15 protein-coding genes are annotated in these 19,486 nt (G+C 52.8%); 4 read left to right on the top strand and 11 right to left on the bottom strand.

Annotated features, from left to right (window positions below; genetic code table 11):
* Position 1: 1 nt before the first annotated feature.
* Positions 2-1,591: an autotransporter outer membrane beta-barrel domain-containing protein gene (locus tag PHF27_RS01375; RefSeq protein ID WP_300065143.1), complete on the bottom strand. Its 1,590-nt coding sequence runs from the start codon at positions 1,589-1,591 to the stop codon at positions 2-4.
* 264 nt (positions 1,592-1,855) lie between these two features.
* Between PHF27_RS01375 and PHF27_RS01380 the strand changes: the two genes are divergently transcribed.
* Both PHF27_RS01380 and PHF27_RS01385 read left to right on the top strand, forming a co-directional pair.
* On the top strand, positions 1,856-3,346 hold the full coding sequence (locus tag PHF27_RS01380) for a hypothetical protein (protein ID WP_300065145.1): 1,491 nt from the start codon (positions 1,856-1,858) through the stop codon (positions 3,344-3,346).
* A gap of 112 nt (positions 3,347-3,458) precedes the next feature.
* Complete coding sequence (locus PHF27_RS01385) at positions 3,459-6,686, top strand: S8 family serine peptidase (RefSeq protein WP_300065147.1); 3,228 nt, start codon at positions 3,459-3,461, stop codon at positions 6,684-6,686.
* A 9-nt stretch (positions 6,687-6,695) separates the two neighbouring features.
* On the opposite strand, the gene PHF27_RS01390 is transcribed toward PHF27_RS01385, so the two are convergent.
* The 4 genes from PHF27_RS01390 to PHF27_RS01405 all read right to left on the bottom strand — a co-directional run bounded on the left by PHF27_RS01390 (position 6,696) and on the right by PHF27_RS01405 (position 9,805).
* Positions 6,696-7,121, bottom strand: coding sequence for a VOC family protein (locus tag PHF27_RS01390; RefSeq protein WP_300065149.1), 426 nt, complete (start codon positions 7,119-7,121; stop codon positions 6,696-6,698).
* Positions 7,122-7,292: 171 nt separating this feature from the next.
* A complete protein-coding gene (locus PHF27_RS01395; protein WP_300065151.1) occupies positions 7,293-8,186 on the bottom strand; it encodes a dihydrodipicolinate synthase family protein in 894 nt (297 codons plus the stop codon).
* A gap of 31 nt (positions 8,187-8,217) precedes the next feature.
* On the bottom strand, positions 8,218-8,871 hold the full coding sequence (locus tag PHF27_RS01400) for a hypothetical protein (RefSeq protein WP_300065153.1): 654 nt from the start codon (positions 8,869-8,871) through the stop codon (positions 8,218-8,220).
* Positions 8,872-8,983: 112 nt separating this feature from the next.
* On the bottom strand, positions 8,984-9,805 hold the full coding sequence (locus tag PHF27_RS01405) for a class I SAM-dependent methyltransferase (RefSeq protein ID WP_300065155.1): 822 nt from the start codon (positions 9,803-9,805) through the stop codon (positions 8,984-8,986).
* 319 nt (positions 9,806-10,124) lie between these two features.
* Here PHF27_RS01405 and PHF27_RS01410 point away from each other — a divergent pair, with 319 nt between their 5' ends.
* A complete protein-coding gene (locus PHF27_RS01410) occupies positions 10,125-11,309 on the top strand; it encodes an amidohydrolase (protein WP_300065157.1) in 1,185 nt (394 codons plus the stop codon).
* 61 nt (positions 11,310-11,370) lie between these two features.
* The gene (locus PHF27_RS01415) at positions 11,371-12,927 is read left to right on the top strand and encodes an AbgT family transporter (protein ID WP_300065159.1); all 1,557 of its coding nucleotides are present in this window, start codon (positions 11,371-11,373) and stop codon (positions 12,925-12,927) included.
* A gap of 88 nt (positions 12,928-13,015) precedes the next feature.
* On the opposite strand, the gene PHF27_RS01420 is transcribed toward PHF27_RS01415, so the two are convergent.
* The 6 genes from PHF27_RS01420 to PHF27_RS01445 all read right to left on the bottom strand — a co-directional run bounded on the left by PHF27_RS01420 (position 13,016) and on the right by PHF27_RS01445 (position 19,479).
* On the bottom strand, positions 13,016-14,041 hold the full coding sequence (locus tag PHF27_RS01420; protein ID WP_300065161.1) for a phosphotransferase: 1,026 nt from the start codon (positions 14,039-14,041) through the stop codon (positions 13,016-13,018).
* Entirely contained in the window at positions 14,038-14,247 is a 210-nt protein-coding gene (locus PHF27_RS01425; RefSeq protein ID WP_300065163.1) for a hypothetical protein, read from the bottom strand. The genes PHF27_RS01420 and PHF27_RS01425 overlap by 4 nt, the downstream gene beginning before the upstream one ends.
* Before the next feature lie 133 nt (positions 14,248-14,380).
* Positions 14,381-15,640, bottom strand: a complete 1,260-nt coding sequence (dcuC, locus tag PHF27_RS01430; protein ID WP_300065165.1) for a C4-dicarboxylate transporter DcuC — start codon at positions 15,638-15,640, stop codon at positions 14,381-14,383.
* Positions 15,641-16,221: 581 nt separating this feature from the next.
* Positions 16,222-17,799 (bottom strand): DHA2 family efflux MFS transporter permease subunit, encoded by a 1,578-nt coding sequence (locus PHF27_RS01435; protein ID WP_300065167.1) that lies wholly within the window; start codon positions 17,797-17,799, stop codon positions 16,222-16,224.
* Between the two features lies 1 nt (position 17,800).
* Positions 17,801-18,850, bottom strand: coding sequence for an HlyD family secretion protein (locus tag PHF27_RS01440; RefSeq protein WP_300065169.1), 1,050 nt, complete (start codon positions 18,848-18,850; stop codon positions 17,801-17,803).
* A gap of 5 nt (positions 18,851-18,855) precedes the next feature.
* Positions 18,856-19,479: a TetR family transcriptional regulator gene (locus PHF27_RS01445; RefSeq protein ID WP_300065171.1), complete on the bottom strand. Its 624-nt coding sequence runs from the start codon at positions 19,477-19,479 to the stop codon at positions 18,856-18,858.
* Positions 19,480-19,486: the final 7 nt, after the last annotated feature.

A 19,486-nucleotide genomic window follows, 5' to 3' on the forward strand; every position in this document is an offset into this window, starting at 1 on the left:
ATTACCAAGATTTACTCAGCTTCCATTGTCCTTGAAGCCCCCGTTCACTGCCAAAGCTTTTTTCCACCTGCCCTTGGATCAGCCATCCTCCCGGCAGCGCTCGCTGCGCCCCTACGCTCAACACATACCGTTGCCGGCCGCCAAAGCTATGCGCTTCTTCCCCTGAAACAAGCGCGATCACATCGCCCTTAAATTCGCGGATATAATCGCCGCGAAGCCAAACACTTTGGGGTAATTGTTGCGCCGTCAGCGACGCATGGCGAACTTCCAAACCCGCACGCCCTTGCAACGACGCGCCCTGCTTGACGGAAACCGTCGCTCCCAGTTTATCTGCAAACGCCGCATGATCTACAGATACATATAAAAGCTGCACCTGCGGTTCTACTGTCAGTTCGGCCGTACGTCGCAGCGTAATCCCATGTTCCAGCGAAGCTGCCACCATGCTGCCTCCATAACGTTGACGCAAACCATAACCATAATAGCCGGGAACTTCATTATCAATGCTCAGATGCCCATACAAAAAAGATCCCTGCCAATACGGCGACACAGCACGCCCAATGCCGCTTCGCTGTACACCGTACACGCCGCCGTAGTTTGCCGACAGTTGATTCGTCACATTGGCAGCGCTCTGACTTAAACTGCCGCGTCCTTGTCCAACTACAAGCCCCCAGTAAGCCTGCTGATCCAGTCCGGTTTTTAACGGACGATCCCAGCCCAGATGCAAACCATAGGACTGATTATGAAAGGAATTCCCTGCGTTATCTACATATGCGCCATTCCTTCCATAGGGCTGCATCCACAAGCCCTCCGCAGACGCTTTATGAGTCCGCAGCTCCAGCAAATGCTGCGACACGTCGCCCAAAGCTTCTCTACCTAAACGCTGCGCGCCCACCAAAGCCTGACTGTAGCTGCTCAAATAATTAGGCGCGTACAACGCGTACACCAGCCAGTTCATCGTATTCTCCGACTGGCCGCTGCGCTTCCAGTATTGATAGGCCCCTCCGCTGCGACTTTCCCCGTTTTGGGACATCGGCGACGCCTCGCCGGCCACAAGCGTTGTGCCGGCCGGTACAGAGATAACGTAAATATCCTGCAAATCAGAGCCCCATTGCTTTAAAATAGCCTGACGGTTTCGAGAGTCCTCCACCGAATAATAAGACGGCGACCACCAAGCTCCCAAAAAGCCCTGGGCAATTTCATTTGCATTTTGATGATTGCCCCGGCGCAGGAGCTGCAGAGGCGCTGTCGTCTCTACAAGTCGCACCTGCGTATCCGTATAGCCGTTTTGGCTTGTAAAAGAATAGAAATTGCCGTACGAATTGACCGACGCAAACTTCGTAAACCCTGCATTAACCAGAATCTGGCGTTTCTGCTCCAATAGCGCCGCCGTTACTCCCGGCACAATCTTCGCCGCAGCCTGACCCGACACACTTTGGGTCGGCTCCAAACCCTGCGCTTGAATCTGCGCGTCAATAACCGCCAATTGTTCGTTCCAGACCGTCACTTGCGCTGCATCTGCCGCGGCAACGGACATAAATAACAGCTGTATGTATAGGCAAAAAACACCAATTCGAACCGCATCCTTGCGCATAAGCTCCTCCTTCGCAGAAAAAATTCCTCTCCGCCTGCTGCCCTGTACATTCTCGTCTGCCTGTGAGAATCCTGCAAAAGAAACACTGCTAACTTTATTTTCTGCACAGGAATCCTGCTTTTTCTCCAGAATATTGAGGTTCATAAGTAATTTCCGGCTCAGGGGTGGTTCAGGGGGACGGTTCTGCTGAACCAAGCCAGGGCCGCGTGGTTCACGAGAACCGTCCCCCTGAACCAAAAAACAAGAAAAAGCGAGGTTTTGAGCATGAAACATAGGGAAAAGGTCTTCACCGCGTTATGTGCGTTTTTTATACTCCTGAGCGTTCTTCTCCTTCCTGCCGCTGTCGTTTGCGCTGGCGACTCCGTCGAGAAAGACACCAGCCCCCAAGTTGCTCAATACTTTGAAAACGCCAAGAAAAACGAAGCCGAGCTTGTCGCCTTTTTGCACAAAATGCCCAAAGGCGCAGATCTGCACAATCATCCTTGGGGCGCGGTCTACACGGAAACGCTGCTAGACTCGGCCATCGCCCAAAACCTCGTTTTTGACTGCACGGCCAAAGCCTTTGTCAAAGAAACCACAAACCCCTGCTATACCGCGCAAGAGTTAAAACAAAGCAATTCTAAAATGGGCGAAGCTCTCTCCGCTCTTTCCCTGCGCAATCAACCGAAAGAAAAAGAGAATGGTCATGACCATTTCTTCGATTCCTTTGGGCGTTTTGCCGCCGCCGTACCTAGCGAAGAAGACTTGCTGCGCGAACAAGTAGGGCGAGCCATCAGTCAGAAAATCCGTTACTTGGAACTCATGACCGAACCGCCGCGTGAAGAAGAAGCGATTCGCACCTGGCTGCAGCAGATGGAGGCGGCGCGCCGTGAGACCATCTCCCAAGCCGGCGGCGCCTGGAATGTGGACGTAGCTTATATCGTTCCCATCAATCGCAACGCCCTGCCGGACTCCTTGCAAAGCGGACCATGGAACCAAGAAGTTTACGAGGAATTTTTCACGCAAGAAGTCCGTCAAGCGCTTACCTCGATTGTTCGTTTTTCTGACCAAGGCATCCGCAGCCTTACTTTTTTAGATCCTGAGGATTCCTGGATTTCCCGCACCCAGTTTACTGCGCAAATGCGTATTTTAGACCGCGAATGGCGCCGCCTGGTTGCAGAAAATCCAGCTAACGCCGATAAACTAAAGGTCAACCTTCATGCCGGCGAGCTTACTTTGGCTTATTCGCCGTATGAACCCATGCGCAACCGCATCAGCCAAAGCATCGCCTTGGGACATGCCTCACGCATCGGCCATGGCCTCAGCATTCAGTGGGAAGACGACGTCTACGGCCTGCTGCGTCAAATGCGGGACCATAAAACCGCCGTAGAAATCTGCCTAACCAGCAACGACGGCATCCTAAATGTCGCTGGCGGCGACAAGCATCCCTTCCGCTTGTATTGGAACGCCGATGTTCCTGTAACGCTCTGCACGGACGACGAAGGCATCTCCCGCAGCAATCTGACCATGGAATACGCCAGAGCCGCCCAATGGTTCGGCCTGAGCTACGGCCATCTCAAGTGGCTGGCCTTTAGCAGTCTTGAGTATTCGTACCTGCCCGGAGAGAGCCTCTTTATCAACGGCGACTTCAACCGCCTCAAAACCTCCCCGCCCCAAGGTTCCGTCAAAGCCGCCTTGGAACAGCAGCTGCGCGAGGATTTTCAGCGTTTTGAAGACGACATGGTGAAAAACATACGCCTTATGAAACGCCGCTAGGTTCACCTGGTTCAGGGGGACGGTTCTTCCGAGTCAGCCTGAGCGGTTTTTGGTTCAGGAGAACCGTCCCCCTGAACCAAAAACCGCGCACCAGCAAGAGGAGGTTTTATCTATGCCGTCAACAAACTGCTCTCGCCGCGCCTTGGCGCTGCTGATCGGTGCGTCTCTTCTTTTAAGCAGCACCGGCCACTGCACGAACGCCGACGCCTTTAAAACACCGGAATACTACGCCAGCACGGGATTGGAGTTAGTCAACGCCGCTGAAGCCTACGCCTTGGGTTATACCGGACGCGGCATTCTCCTTGGCATTAGCGACGAGTTTGCCTTGCTGTCGCATCCGGAACTTGCGAGTAAAAACCACTCTTTCTACATCGCCGGGCCGCCTATTGACTACGATTGGGTTCAATATCCCCATGGAAGTCATGTAGGCGGCATCATGGTTGCCGCAAAAAACAACGTCGGTATGCATGGCTTAGCTTTCGATGCCGATCTTCTCTCCGGAAATGCCTTTGCCAAGGAGCCTCTTGCTGCTGTTTACCAATACTACAACACCAATCCGCAAGTCCGTGTGATCAACAACAGCTGGGGCTTCAACTATGACATTGACGTCATTGGCGAAGGCAAAGAAGAAATCATTTACTTACTTAACCACGAAAGCGACACCCTGCCTACCTTGCGCAACAGCATCACAAACCACGACAAAGTACTGGTGTTCGCCGCCGGCAACCATGGTCATACTGCGGCCAGTGGCAGCAGCCTTCTTTCCTATCTGCAGCCGGAAACCGCCGGAAACTTTGTCAATGTCGTGGCTTTAAACAAAAACGCTTTCCACCTTGCTGAAAGCCGCACAGATTCACAAGCCTTAGCGGTTTTCAGTGATTTGACGAAATATGTAGAAGAAAACAGCATCGCCGCACCGGGCTGGGATATCAATTCTCTTAACTCCGCCACAGAAGGTTATCTCCTGATGAGCGGCACCTCCATGGCCGCCCCCTATGTCACGGCCGCAGTGGGACTTGTACAGCAAGCTTTCCCTTATATGACAGGCAAGCAGCTTACGGACACCGTACTCTCCAGCGCTAATAAAAGCTTTGCCCTGCCTTCGTTCACCTTAGTCGTCCAAGAAGATACGAAAGATCCCAAAAGCAACGCCGCAATAACCTACCCTACAAAGATGAATGTATTTTACTTCGGCCCGCGTCCAGCAGCAGGGCAAGTGCTTGCTGATTTAACCGCGTATTATCAGCAAAACCAAGCTTCACTCGCTTCCTTTTATGGCTATAATTCGCTAGACCAGTTTCTGGCTCTGCCCCAGCTTGTTTACGAAAACACGCCGCAGGAAATGGTCTTTGGCCAAGGCCTGCTCGATGCCGGGGCCGCCGTTCGCGGCCCTGGGCTGCTCAACGCCCGCCGCCTCGACGCTTCCAGCTTCAGCCCAGCCGCCGCTTACGGGAAAAACCAGGCTCTCTACGCCATCAATACTCAAGGATATAACAGCATTTGGAGCAATGACATCGGCGAAAAGCGCGCCGGACTTTTGGCTGCCGACAGCCCCTACGAAGACCTGCGCAGCATTTACGCCTACTACAAGCAAGGCGACGTTTTTTATGCTTTTTCCCAAGGCCAAGACTACATCAATTTCTACAATCAAAAAGCCGCTGCCAGCGGCCTGCTCGATTTGCCTGTAGGACTTTATAAAGAAGGCGGCGGCATCTTAGCCCTGACAGGAAGCAATACCTACCAAGGAAGCAGTATTGCCGCCGGCGGCACCCTGCAAATCGACGGCTCTGTCGCCGGCGATGCCTACATCCTCCCTGCCGGCACTTTGGCCGGTTCTGGTCGCATTGCGCAAAGCGTCTATAACCGCGGCATTTTGCAGCCAGGCAGCTACAGCCAACCAGGCACGCTTTCCATCGACGGCAATCTTGCCAGTTCCGGCCAACTGGCCATCGCCGTCCAAAATGGCATTGCCGCTAAAGTAGCGGTCACAGGCACTGCCGACATCAACGGAACTTCCTTCTGCGCGGTCCCTGGCAGCATCTACCGGCCCACTGCAAGCACCAGCCCCTATACCGTGCTGACCGCCAGCGCGGTCAGCGGCGCCTTCACCAGTTCCGCCTTTACCGGCCTGCTCAATGCCTCCGGCAGCCAAGACGGCAGCAGCGCCTATCTGCAGTTGACAAGGAACAACAACCTGGACGCAGTCAGCCCGCAGCAGCAGCAAACCTACGCGGCCGTAAATACTATGTACGACCGTCTGGAAGGCCAGTCGACGCAACGCCAACTGGACAGCCTCTACAGCCTGAACGCCGCCGCTGCAAAAACTGCTCTCTCCTCCATTTACGGAGGCGCCCAAGTCAACCAAAGCCTGCTAGTACAGCGCAGCTCTTTGGCCGCCAATGCCGTCACCGCCCGTCTAGACCAAACGCGGCAGCTGCAAAAATTCGAAGTCGCCGTTCCTGTCAATGGTCTCTCAGAAACCGAAGCCACCGCGAAAAGCGTCGTTTCCCTGCCTTGGGACGAACGCAACAGCTGGTGGTTCAAACTCAGCCGCAGCGGCGGCTCATTGGACGCCAAAAATGACATTCCCGGAATTCAAACCCAAGGCTTCGGCTTCACTCTCGGCTGGGACCGCGCCCAAAGCCTTGCCAGCCGCAGCGGCTGGTTTTTGTCCTACGAAAAAACAGACGCTTCCTCCGACCAGGCCAACAGCAACAGCCGCGACTACCGTCTGGGCTGGTACCGCGGTTACACCAGCGACACCTGGAGCATCGATACTCAGCTGGCCTACGGACAGCAGCGCAGCGAAAGCACGCGCACCCTGCAAAATCTGGGCCTGAACGCCAACAGCCTGTATCACAGCCGCACCTTCAGCGCCAGTCTGGCAGCCAACTACAAGACTTATCAGGAGGGACCATCCTCCTGGCGCACCATCCCTTACGGCGCTTTGGACATCACCCATTACCGCCAGGACAGCTATGCAGAAACAGGCGCTGGCGTCTACAATCAGCAGGCCGACGGCCTCACCAACACCTACAGCACCTTTGAGGCGGGCCTGAAGTTCACGCGGCCTCTGCCCCACGGCCGTCTCAGCGCCAAGCTTGGCTATAAGCACGTGCTCAGCGGCTACAATCCAGAAATGACAGTAACCTTCAGCGGCAATCCCCAAGACAAGCTGACCGTCACCGGCAGCACCCAGGATCGAAACTACCTCACCTGGCAAATAGCCAGCGAAGGCAGCTTAGGCAACAATTGGAGCCTAACCAGCCAGGTCAGCGGCGAAAAAGGACAGCACAGTCACTACTGGCAAGCCACTGCCATGCTCAAACGCGTCTGGTAACCTTTTAGTTCACGGAAGCACTAACGCATCTTTTTTATCCAATTCCAGATACGGATTCCAGGCCACTTCCCACAAATGGCCGTCCGGATCGGCAAAATAGCCGCTATAACCGCCCCAAGACACTTTCTGAGGCGCTTTAACCAAAACAGCGCCGGCAGCCCGAGCTTCTTTCAACACCGAGTCTACTTCTTTTTCGCTTTTTGCGTTATAAGCCAGAGTCAAGCCGGAAAACCCGGTCCCCGCTGCAGCGATGGTCGCATCGGCTGCCAATTCTTCCCGCGAATACAAGGCCAGCGCCACGCCGCCTAAATCAAAAAAAACGATGCTCTCCTGGCTCGCCGAAGAGGGCTTCCAGCCCAAGCCTTGTTGGTAAAATTCCCGGGATTTCGCTAAATCGCGTACTCCCAAGGTCACTAAATTCAATTTCTGCCGCATCGATTACCGGCTCCTCTCGTTTCCACTAAGTACCTCTTATTGTACCACGGAATGTTTCAGGGGGACGGTTCTCCCGAGTCAGCCTGAGGCAAATTGGTTCAGGAGAACCGTCCCCCTGAACCAGAAAAAACTCCCGGCAAGCATAAAAGCCTGCCGGGAGTTTTTTAATTCTTACATCTTATTGACGCTTTGCACCAGCTTCTCAATGGCTGCGATCTGCTCCGGCTGCAGCGCTAACGATGGCTCTTTGGTTACCGTCGCGATCTTCACGCCTCGGGCGGCTACGCCGCCTTTAATAGCCGCTATAAAGGGGGACGAAAGATCATAGAGGTTCATCAGCACGGAAATTTTAGCCTGTCCGGCAGCTACGCCGGCAAAATCCTGCTTTTCATACGCCGCCAGCAAATCCCGAAAAACGCCGGGAATGACATTGGTCAGACCGCCAATGCCCCCATCGCCTCCGGCGAGCAAGTTAGGAACCATGTACTCGTCATAACCGGACATGACGCAAAAATCAGGCCGCTCTTTTTTGACGATCTGAATGAGCTTGCGCGTATGGCTGATACCGTCAACCGTATCCTTGATCCCGATCACATGCGAAAATTCCTTGGCCAGGCGCAGCACCAGCTGCGGGTCCAGATTAACCGACGTCCGATCCGGGAAATTGTAAATCATAATCGGCATGGTGGTGTTTTTCGCCAGTTCCGCGTAGTAACGGTACAGCGCTTCGTTGCCCAGCTGGAAATAGTAGGGAGAAATGACAACTGCCGCATCGGCGCCCGCCTGCTGCGCATAATTGGTCAGCTCAATGACTTCCGCCAAGATGGTTCCCCCGGTACCGATCAATACGGGAACGCGCTTATCCACAACTCGTAAAACCAAATCGATAAATTCTTTTTTCTCGTCCATCGTAAGCGCGAAAAACTCGCCGATACTGCCCAAGAACAGAATGCCGTTGATGCCTTCGTCAATCAAGCGGTTAATGTGCTGCGTATTGCCGGCCTCATCGATTTTCCCCTGCTTGTCAAACACCGTAATCGCCGGAGTAATGGCTCCCTTGAACATGAAATCCCCTCCCTTTCCTCTACCTTTCGCTTTACGGCTGCCCTAAGAAAACGCCATTGCCGGCTGTTCCTGGCTGCCACTGAGCACGATCCGCAAATTTAACCCAGCCCTCTTCGCCAGTGCTTTTTTGCAAACAAAACCACATTTCTTCGCCGCGGTTTTCCACGCCCTTATAACCGGCCCACAAGCGGGCAATGCCTAAATCGCCGTTAAAGGGCAGCGAAGAAATACCGGAACCGGGCAGGTAAATCAGGTTATTCTTAAACCAAGCATAAAAATAACCTTCCCCGGCGTAAAAAAGAATGTACGCGGTATCCCCCGGTTTAGGAAGCTCTTTCCCTTTATTAGCCGCCAAGTTGGGCGCTATCGGCAGCTCGCCTGTGATTTGAATGCGTCCGTTATTCGGAAACGAATGCACCTCAAAGCCAACGACCTTGGCCCCTTCGCCAGCCTCTAACGAAGCTACCTTTTCGCTTTCCTCGTTAGCGCGCAAATGCAGCACCACCGGCGCTAACGGCTTCATATAAGCGCTGCCGGAAAATAAAATAGCCGGCGAATCGCCGATAATACGGTTATGCGTAATGACCACCGCTGGCGGCTCCACTACCGGCGCAGCCTCAACCGCACCGGTTGTCAGAAAAAAGCAGGCTGCCGCCAAAGCAAAAACTCTACGTACCCATTGCATATATAGTAACACTCCTTAGAAAATCCTTGTTTTATTCACAAGGTAGTCCCTTAGAAATTGTAGCAGATCCGCCTTGTTTAAGCTACCGCCGGAAGGCTATCCCATGCTATTTTCATTTTTCATCCACTCGCCAATATACTCTCGCAATCAACGACTCGGAGCGTTCCTCCACGCTGCCGGCCCGCGCCAGCGCCAATAAGCTTGCACGCAGCCTGGCTGCTAGCTCCTCTTCTGACGGGCAAACATCCTTAAAAAATGGCGCATACGTCCGAACCGCATCATCTAGAGACATTTCCCACTGCCAATTCTCTTGCTGATAGGTTACTTCCGGGTAATAACCAGCGGCAAACAACGTCGCCACGGTATAAGACAGCGTTTTCCCCCACGGCGCTTGGTAGGAATCGCCGAAAAACTGCCGCCCCAACTGCTCGCGGACGATATCGCGCCGCCTGGCAAAGGTAGTCAAAAAGCACGCCTTGCGACTGGCGCGGCAAAGAGCCAACAGCGCATCCACGCTGCTGATCCCTGGGCACATCGAAGCAAAGGTCAGATCGAAGGCGCCTTGCCAGCCTTGCGCTTGCAAATCAACCGTTTCCCAAATCGCCTGCACAAAGTCGGTTTTTCCCAACACGCCTTCTTGCTCTGCACGCTCTTTAGCATGGCGCAGCATATTGCCGGAGATGTCCGTTCCTACCACGCTGGCGCCGCATCTAGCAAACTCCAAGGCATATGCACCCGGACCGCAGCCAACGTCAAGCACGGTTGCCCCAGCGCACACTACGCCTTTTTCTTCCAAATAGGCCAGGGTAGAACGGACCCGGCCGCTGTCTCGCTCCTTCCCGGCAAACTCCGCCGCCCGCAAATTCCAAAACTCTTGGGCCTTTTTCCAATCCCCGTCTGTTTTCCATTCTTGCCGCAATTTCTCTAGCTTCATTCTGCCATTCCTCCTCCGAATGCGTACTCTTGCAATAGTTCCTTTTTTATGAAAAATATCCTGCTTAGCTTGGGCTATGCCGTTCATGATATCTTCACCGATCTCATCATTACCGTTTTATCTTTTTTCATTTTCTTTTTTTGCAAGATTGTTAAAATCTTCTTTTATTATTCTTCTCCTCGTGCTATAATGATCTCACATATTAGTATATTGGTTGTAAGCAATGAAGCTTTGATTTATTAAATCAAAGCTTTTTTTATCTTATTTTAGGAAATGTCTTTTATTTGGTCTTTATTGAAAAAGAGGAGGAGAGATTCCCATGATTCTTGAGCCTCAAATTTCTTTACCCTTTGCAATCGACTTGAGACGCCACTTCCATGAACATCCTGAGCTTAGCGGCCAAGAAAAACAAACCCGCGCTAAAATCCTCGAGGTTCTAGAAAGTTTGAACATTCCTGCGATGACGTTTCCTCATCATTATGGAGTGGGCGCCTATATCCAAGGAGATCGGCCCGGTCCTGTTATCGCCTTGCGAGCCGATATGGACGCCTTACCGATTCAAGAAGAAGTGAATGCGCCCTATCGTTCGCAAACAAACGGCGTCATGCACGCCTGCGGCCATGACGGACATATGGCCATTTTGCTAAGCGCCGCTGCATGGTTGGCTCAGCATAAACACTTGCTGGCCGGAACGATCAAGCTAGTCTTTCAACCTGCCGAAGAAGCCGCCCCCTTGGGAGGCGCCCGCTTTTTCCTAGACGACGCCTTTCTTAAAGACGTCACAAGCATTTACGGCTTGCATCTTTGGCCGGAGCTTCCTTGCGGTCAAATCGCTATCCGCGAAGGCGCATTCATGGCCGCTTCCGACCGTTTTCGTCTTACAATCCACGGAAAAAGCGCGCATGCAGCCTTGCCGCATCAAGGAGTTGACGCGATTTCACTCAGCGCCTCTGTCCTGCAAAGCTTCAGCACCATTATCAGCCGCCGAATGGACCCAATGGAAACGGCAACCATTTCCATTGGCACCATTCACGGAGGCGACCGATACAATGTTATTGCCGGTCAAGTCGTAATGGAAGGGACCGTACGCACCTTAAGCCATGACGTTCGCGAAAGCATTCCTCAGCAAATGAACGAATTAACTAAAGGCATCGTGCAAGGGTATCATGGTTCTTATGAGCTAGACTACCGCCGCGGATACCCGGCTCTTTGCAACGAGCCCGCCGCAACTGCATCGGTTCTGCAAGCCGCTCGCCAGTGCCTACCCGCAAAAGATATTCTTTCAACGCTCCCCCCTAGCTTGGGAGCAGAAGATTTCGCTTCCTATTTGCAGCACATCCCCGGCGCTTTTTTCTGGCTAGGCTGTTCGCCTTCCAACGGCGCCGTCCTGCATAGCCCGCATTTTGACATCGATGAAAACGCCCTCGCTATCGGCGCTCGCATTTTCTGCCGCTTGGCGTTAAATAGTCTTGCTTCTTCTGCTCAAAAGGAGGTGAGCGCATAGCTTCGCCGTAGTATCTTGCACTTGTAGGTTCATTATTTATTAAATCAAAGGAGGTACCATCATGTCTGCATCTACCGTCGCAACTAACAAAGGCTGGTTCCAAAAAACTCTGGATGTCATTGAATTTATCGGCAATAAATTTCCTTCTCCGTTTATTCTTTTTTCTTTACTCGGCGTAGCGGTGCTTATTCTCTCGGCGGTTCTAGACGGCACTTCCGTCACGTACATGGGCAAAGGTGGAAAGATGGTGGAGGCAAAAATCGTTACCCTGCTTAGCGCCGACGGCTTTCGCTACATCATTTCCGATATGATTAAAAACTTTACCAATTTCCCTCCCTTAGGACTGGTTGTCGTGATGATGATTGCGATGGGCTTAGCGGAAAAAACCGGCTTTGTCAGCGCCTTGGTTCGAAAAGCGCTTCTGGGAGTTCCCTCTTGGGCCATTACCGCTACCATTTTCATTATCGGTATCAACGGCAATCTCGCCTCTGACGCCGCAATGGTTTTTGTCCCCGCAGCAGCCGCAGCAGTTTACGCTGGCATGGGACGCAATCCAATTTTAGGCATGTCCGTAGCCTTTGCAGCTACTGCAGCTGGCTTCAGCGCCAATTTTCTCCCAGCCGGCACTGATGCCTTAATTGCCGGCATAACCCAAACAGCCATAGGCAGCGTTGCCGTTACCGCCAAATCCCCAACACACCCTCTGATCAACTACTACTTAATGAGTTCTTCCGTTATTATCCTGACTATTGTCGGCACGCTTGTGGCTGAAAAAGTTGTTGCTCCTCGTCTCGCCACAATTGAACTAAAAGAGTTCGGCGACGACACCAAAGATCATGCACTGACGCCAGAAGAAAACAAAGGTCTTAAATACGCAGGTTGGACCGCGTTAGTCTATGTGCTGCTTTTGCTGGCTTCCACCGTCCCTGAATGGGGCTGGCTGCGCGATCCAAAAACCCACACGCTTTTGCCGAAATCCGCATTCTTAGACGGAATTATCCCTATTCTGTTTTTCTTCTTCTTTTCTATGAGTACTGCTTTTGGCATCGGCAATGGCTTGATCAAAAACGAAGGTGACCTAACCCGCGCCCTCATTAGCGGCCTTTCTGGCTCTTTAAGCTTTATCGTCACCGCTTTTTCAGCTTCGCAGTTTGTCGCGTGGTTCAATAAGACCCAAATCGCCACGGTTGTTGCCGTCAAAGGCGCTAACTTTCTTCAATCCATGGAGTTTACAGGTATAGCTTTGGTTGTTTCACTCATCTTATTATCCGCCCTTGTCGATCTTTTTGTCATTAGCGGCTCCGCCAAATGGCTGGTACTAGCCCCAATCTTTGTACCCATGTTCGGCCTATTAGGTTATGAGCCAGCTTTAACGCAAGCAGCGTACCGCATTGGCGAAAGCTCCGTCAACTCGGTAACGCCTTTAAACTATTACGTGCCCGTCATGCTGGGTATTATGGCGCATTATATGAAAGATGACACAAAAGCAGGCATGGGTACGCTCATGGCTACCCAAATCCCTTACGCCCTCGCCTTTCTAGTCTCTTGGACTCTTTGGCTAGTTCTCTTTATAGTCTTTAATCTCCCCTTAGGCCCCGGAGCTAAGATTTTCTTGTAATCTCTCCAGGCAAGCCTTAAAAACAAAAAACCTTCTTTGGTAGCAGAGCTTCTTGGACTGCTGCCAAAGGAGGTTTTTTTATTTTCACTCAAGCTTGTACCAGCCGCCGCAAGCAAGCGGTCAGCTCGTTTATCTCCGTCATCTTCTTTCCACACAGCAGCAGTTCTTCCGCTAAACGCAGCACCAATCGCTGCCCTGCCGCCCGCACCTGTGGATCTGTCAATTCTTTGAAATCAAAAGGCAACCCCGCGTCGCACAGGCGTCCTACCGAAGCGCAGGCAATAAAACCAAGGGTATCGACCAAACGTTCTTGCCGGGAAAAACGGTTGTAAGGACTTTGAAAGGGATTGCTCTCCCCAAAATGCTCTTCCCAGGCCGTTTGAAAAGAATCGCCAAATTCCTGATAAATCTCTTCTATTACGTCCAAAAGATATGCCTGGTACGCCCTTTTCTCCGCTTCCGCCACATCGTTTTTGGCGTACAAAGCGGCATAACTCAAAACCAGACTGCTTAAAAGCCGCCCCAGGTCAAAGGCTACGGGCCCATAGGTAGCATACTCGGCATCAAATACTTTGATTTCCCCTTCACCTGCAAAAATATTGGACGTATGCAAATCAGAGTGAATCAAACATTGCCTCTGCCAGGCATAGCGCTCCTGCAAGCGTTCCACTTCCCGCCGCACCGGCGACAAGGCGCAAAGCTCCGCCAGCTCCCCCCGAACAAGCGGATTGACCGCTTCCAGCGGCGGCGTCAGCATGGCGCTTTGAAAAAACAAATGATTCCAAAACGGCTTGGTTTGCCCATCCGCAAAGGTCGCTTGCAGCAACTTCTTTTCTTCTAGATCAAGAAAAAACTCTGAGGTATAAAACGCGGTTGTCCCCAGAAATTTGCCTAGTCGCTTGGCAACTTCCGGAAACCGCCTGCGTTCCAGAATACTCTCGCTCCATAAACGAAGCCGCCCCAAATCTTCCATGATTAGCAGTTTGCGCTCATCATCCCAACGATAAATTTGCGGCGTCGTACCCGGGCAAAGACGCTCCCAAAAACGCAGCGCATACACTTCCACCGCCATGCGCGCTAATGGCAGCTCATAGACTTCCCCGTGAGAGGTCAAATTGACATGCGCATCAGCTGCTTAAGGATGACCGAGCTTCCGTCAGCCGCCTCCACGCGGGTAATCTCGTTCACATGACCGTCTACGCTGCGGCTGTCTCCTGCAAGACGCCTTGCACGAAGAGGCCCCTTCTTGCTAAATTCGGGCAACGCCTGCCGCACGTACGCCGCCGCTTCCTCCGAGCTGAAGATCTTATAGGCATCCATAGTCCGCCTTCTCCCTGCGTCATCGTTCTTTCTCTCTATGGTAAAAGCAAAGCCGCCCCCTGTAAATCCAGAAGGCGGCAAAGCCATAGCACGATCCTATTAAAGAACAAGAATTCACCAAGTCTTTCTACGGTTAGCGTACCGAGAAAACCAAGAGCACCGCGATCACGCCCAGCACCATGCCCGGCGCCGTCCGCTTGGCAATCTCAAAGGGATTGACCTTGGCAATGGTCGCGCAGACAATCAAACCGCCCGCTACGGGTGACATGGTCCGTCCCAAGGCGCCGGAAATGGTAGCCAGAGAACCCATGTCACTAATAGCCCAGCCAAATTGCGCCGCATGGGGCGTCACTGCACCGTTGAAGGCCAGCGCCGCAGCATCGCCGGAACCGCTTAGAATCGCTAAGAAGTACGGTCCAAAAGTCGCCGCATAAATAGCAATATCCTGGGAGGCTTTCATTTTCTCAATCATCGCACCGGTCAGACCAATAATCTGCATCCCCTGGGTGAACACAGCAGCCGCGATAATAATCCCCATAATATCTCCGTACGAATCGCCCATACCTTTAAAAAAGCCTTTGGAAATTTCCTGGGGATTCTGGAAGGTAGCCAAAAAGCCCAGCATAGCCCCGATAATCATGGCCTGCGGCACAGTTACCGTCGGAATCACGCCAAGCTGCTTGCTGCCCAATACCAGCAGCAGCAGCGGCAGCGCCGGAATAATGGCTTTTAAGAGATTGACCTTGAAAGCCTGACCATCTCCCTGGAAAGCAGCGGCACGCTCTGCGTCCGGGCCTTCCTTGCGCCAATACGCCACCATGGCCAACATCGGCGCGGCAATAGCCAGCACCACCAGCACCGCCGGCGCGTGGTTGGCAATGACCGTCATGACGTCCACCTGGGCCAGCTTCGCCACAAAGGGATTGTGGCTGAGACCCGGGCTCATGGTACTGCCGAAAGTCCCCGACATAACACAAGCTGCAGCCATAGCCGGATGCACGCCGGAGCGAATCAGCGTGGGAATGAGCACCGCCCCTACCGCAGCGGCGCAGCCAGCCGTACTAGGCAGGGCGATGTTCAGCACCCAGGTCACCACCACGGCGCCAGGCACCAAGATCGGCTTCACCCGTTTGAGCCCCCCCGCCAGCAAATGCACCAAATGCTTATCGCAATTGGTTACGCTCATGACATAGGAAAAACCCATAACCGTACAAATCGTCGTCACCAGACCCTCATTCACCATGGCCTTGGCAAACGCGTCCATCGCCGCCAAGGGCTTCCCTGCCGCCGCCGCCATGGCTAAACCGCCTAAAAAGAGCACCAATCTTGTTTCATAGCGTTTCACAATAGCAACGAAAGTAAGCAAGACAATAATAGCTCCCACCCAAATCATCTACCAATTCGCCTCCTTAAAAAATGTTTTTTCTATACGCACATTTGCAACCACAGTACGTTATTCGCCACATTAAGGATATTTCCTTTTTTAATTTTTGCGCAATTTGAAATAAGTATACAAAGTGCTATATAATTGCTGTTTCTATAACGCCACTAAACAGAAAAAGACCGCTACGAGATCTTTTAGAAGAGAACGTCACGCAGAACAGAGGAAAGCAGAGAAAGGCCCGAGGAGTAAAGTGAGGGAACAATGAGGCTACGGTGGCCGTGATTGTACTTGAGACTTTTATTGGAGCAAGACGGTCCGCAGGACGCAAAAACAGGGTAAGGCGGATGACAGTTTCGCCTGTTTGAGCGCAGCGAGTTAAAAAACTGCCGCCTTACCCTGCTTTTGCGAGGCGCGCGCAAATCTTGTCTCAAATACAATCATGGCCGCCGTTTGCACAGAAGCTCCCAGCCCTTGATAATTTTAGGTTTTCCAGCCATAAAAACTTACAAATGCTGGCGAAAAGAAAAAGACCGTACTCCCAAAAAGGATACGGTCTTCTCTGTAGGTTCCTTTGTTCCGCCAGTACCAGCCTAGGCTTCACTAGCCGCCGCTTTATCGGCTTCAACTTCTTTCTTTTTCAGGTTATTCGGCATGAAAAGAGCGCCTACGGCCATAAAACAGAGCAAGGTCGCCAAAAACAGGAAAGCGTCTCGGTACGCCAGAATGCCTGCTTGGTGCAGCATTTCCTGGTACAGCTTACCCATCGCCATCGGCCCGGCGTCGTTTGGCGAAACGCCCAACTGCAGCAGCGCCTGTTTCGCCGACGCTAACGCTTGGTTATAGACCGGTTCTGCGGCGCTCAAATGCTGTACCAAATACGCTTGTTCCCGCTGCTGACTGTGAATCATTTCGTTCGTCACCAAGGCAATGCCCACGCTGCCCCCCAAGTTGCGCATGAGAGAAATAATCGCCGAGGCATTACTGCTCTGCGCTGGAGGAATGCGCGAAAATGCCAGCGTCGTCACCGGTATGAACAAAAAAGGCAAGCCAATGGTCTGCAGAATACGAACCATCACAAACATTTCATAATCGCTTTGGGGCGTCAAAAGGCTGGTAGCCCACATACCGCCCGCCATCGTCGCCATGCCAAAAGCTACAAGATATCGCGCCTGTACGCGGTTCACCAGTTTGCCCACCAGGGGCATGAGGAAAAATACTACAAGCCCGCCGGGGGATAAGAGCAAACCCGCCAAGGTGGCGTCGTAGCCGTAATAGGTCTGCACCAGCATGGGCAAAAGCGCCGTCCCGGAATACAAGGCAAAGCCCACAAAAAACATCATCACGCAGGGCAAGCCAAAGCTGGGCATGGAGAGTAATCGAAGTTCCACCACCGGCTTCTCCTGCTTCAAAAGCCACATGACGGCCAAGACCAACGCCACTGCCGAAATAACGGCAAACAGCAGAATAAAAGAACTGTCAAACCAGTCTTCCTGCTGCCCTTTATCTAGAACAATCTGCAGCGCTCCCAGGCCTAAGGCAATCAATCCTAAGCCGATATAGTCGATCGAGGGCACAATCTGCTTGCGCGCCGTCGGCGGGTCTTCTACCAGCATACGCACTAAAAAAGCCGCTAAAATACCCACAGGAACATTCATGAAAAAAATCCAGCGCCAATTGAACTGATCCGTAATATAGCCGCCCAGCACCGGACCGATGATTGGCGCCAGCACCGTAGTAACGCCGGTAATGGCAAAAGCCAGGCCCAGCTTCTCCGGCGGAAAGCTGTCCTTGATAATGGCTTGCTGCGCCGGCTGCAAGCCCCCTCCGGCCAAGCCTTGCAACAACCGGCATACGATCAGCATGGACAGCGAAGTTGCAATGCCACACAAAAACGACGCCGCCGTAAAACCAAGAATGCAGACAATGAAAAAATTCTTCCGCCCCATCAACGCCGAGAGCCAGCCGGATAAGGGCAATACAATGCCGTTCGCTACAAGATACGACGTTAAAATCCAGGTGCTCTCCTCGGAGCTCGCCCCCAAAGAACCGGCGATATACGCCAAAGCCACATTGGCAATGGTCGTATCCAGCACTTCCATAAACGCCGCCAAACTGACCACTACGGAAACCAGAAAAGGCCGTTCGGGACGATGCATGGCCGCTTCCATCTTAAAGAACCGTTCCTTCCGTAAATACCGTGGGCTCTACGGACATGCCGGGCCCCAGATGGATGGAGCTTTCCGGCTGCGCTTCTAAAACGATCTTGACCGGTACCCGCTGCACCACTTTTACAAAATTACCGGTGGCATTTTCCGCCGGAAACAAGGAAAAATGCGCGCCCGTTCCCGCCTGCAAGCTGTCCACGCGCCCTTTTAGCGTAACGCCGGGGTAAGCGTCAATGCGTATTTCCGCCGTCTGTCCCGGGTGCATGCGCTTAAGCTGGGTTTCCTTAAAATTGGCCACAACCCATAACTCCGTCCCAACTAAAGAGCCCAGTTGCTGCCCCGCCTGGACGTAGTTTCCTAGTTCCACGCTGCGTTTGGTAATCCGCCCGTCCACCGGAGCAATAATTTTCGTATTTGCTAAATCCTGCTCCGCTTGCGCCAGCTCCACTTCGGCCTGACGCACCTGCGCCGACAGCTGCTCTGTTGTACTTTGCGCCGTAGCGATAACGCTGGACGCCGTTGACGCCGAACGAGCGTCGGCTTGGCTTTTTTCCAGCGCCGCCCGTAAGGAAGCTTCCGTAGCTACCGCTTGATCCCACTGCTGCTGTGAGCAGGCGCCTTCGCGAAAAAGGCTTTCCATACGCTGCCGGTCAGCCGCCGCTTTCTCCCAGTTCGCCTGCGCCGACGCCACCTGCGCCCGAGCCCCTTCTAAGCCAGACGGAGCGGAAATGGACGTCGTGGCCAGGCTGCTTTGCGCCGCACCAGCAGCCGCTTTGGCTGCCGACAAGGCCGCCGCCGCCCGATCCCGCTTAATCTGATAGTCCACAGGATCGATTTCTACCAGCACATCGCCGGCTTTCACGACTTGATTATCTTTAATATGTACCGCTTTGACATAGCCCTGAACTTTGGGACTCAATGTCACGATCGTACCTTCAATAGCCGCATTGTCCGTCGTAACCTTGCCGTCCTGCCAGATATACCAGCCGCTGGCTACAGACGCGGCCAGTAAAAAAAGCAAGGCAATCCGAAATAGTTTCTTTTTATCCTTCATTGCGCTCACCCATTCTCGTTTCCTTTTGTCTTTGAATCCACAATGCCGTATAAATACAGCTGAAACGCCTGCATCGCATATTTAGCATCCGAATCTTCCCCCAAAGGCACCATTTTTTCTGCCAGCGGTTTCGTGATGAAATAAAAATTAAGAATGCCCGCCATGGATATTGCCGCATGGGCCACATCCAGACCTTGCCGAAACAGGCCCTGCTCCATGCCTTCGCGCAACGTCTCCATGACAAATTGATATACTTCGCCTAAATGACGCTCCACGATCGGTCCGCCATAGGCAGTGGGCTTCAGCAGCTCTCTCATGATAAAACGAGACAAATAGGGCCGCTGCCCGTGAATGTAGGTTACTCGATTCGCATACATCTCCAGCTTGGCAATCGGCGTCGACGGCGTCTGCGCCTGCATCGTTTCCATGCTCTCGCGAATAGGCCGGAACTGCTCCTCCAATACCGCCTGATATAAGCCTTCTTTGCCTCCAAAATGATAGGATACCGCCGACACATTGAGCTTAGCCTGCTGCGTCAGCTCTCGTACCGATACAGCGGCAAAGCCTTTGCATGCAAACAAATCCGTCGCTATCGCCAGCAGCTTGGCGCGGCTGTCTTTATCTTCCATAGTTATT

Origin of the sequence: Anaeromusa sp. (assembly GCF_028691475.1) — a bacterium.
GTDB lineage: Bacteria > Bacillota > Negativicutes > Anaeromusales > Anaeromusaceae > Anaeromusa.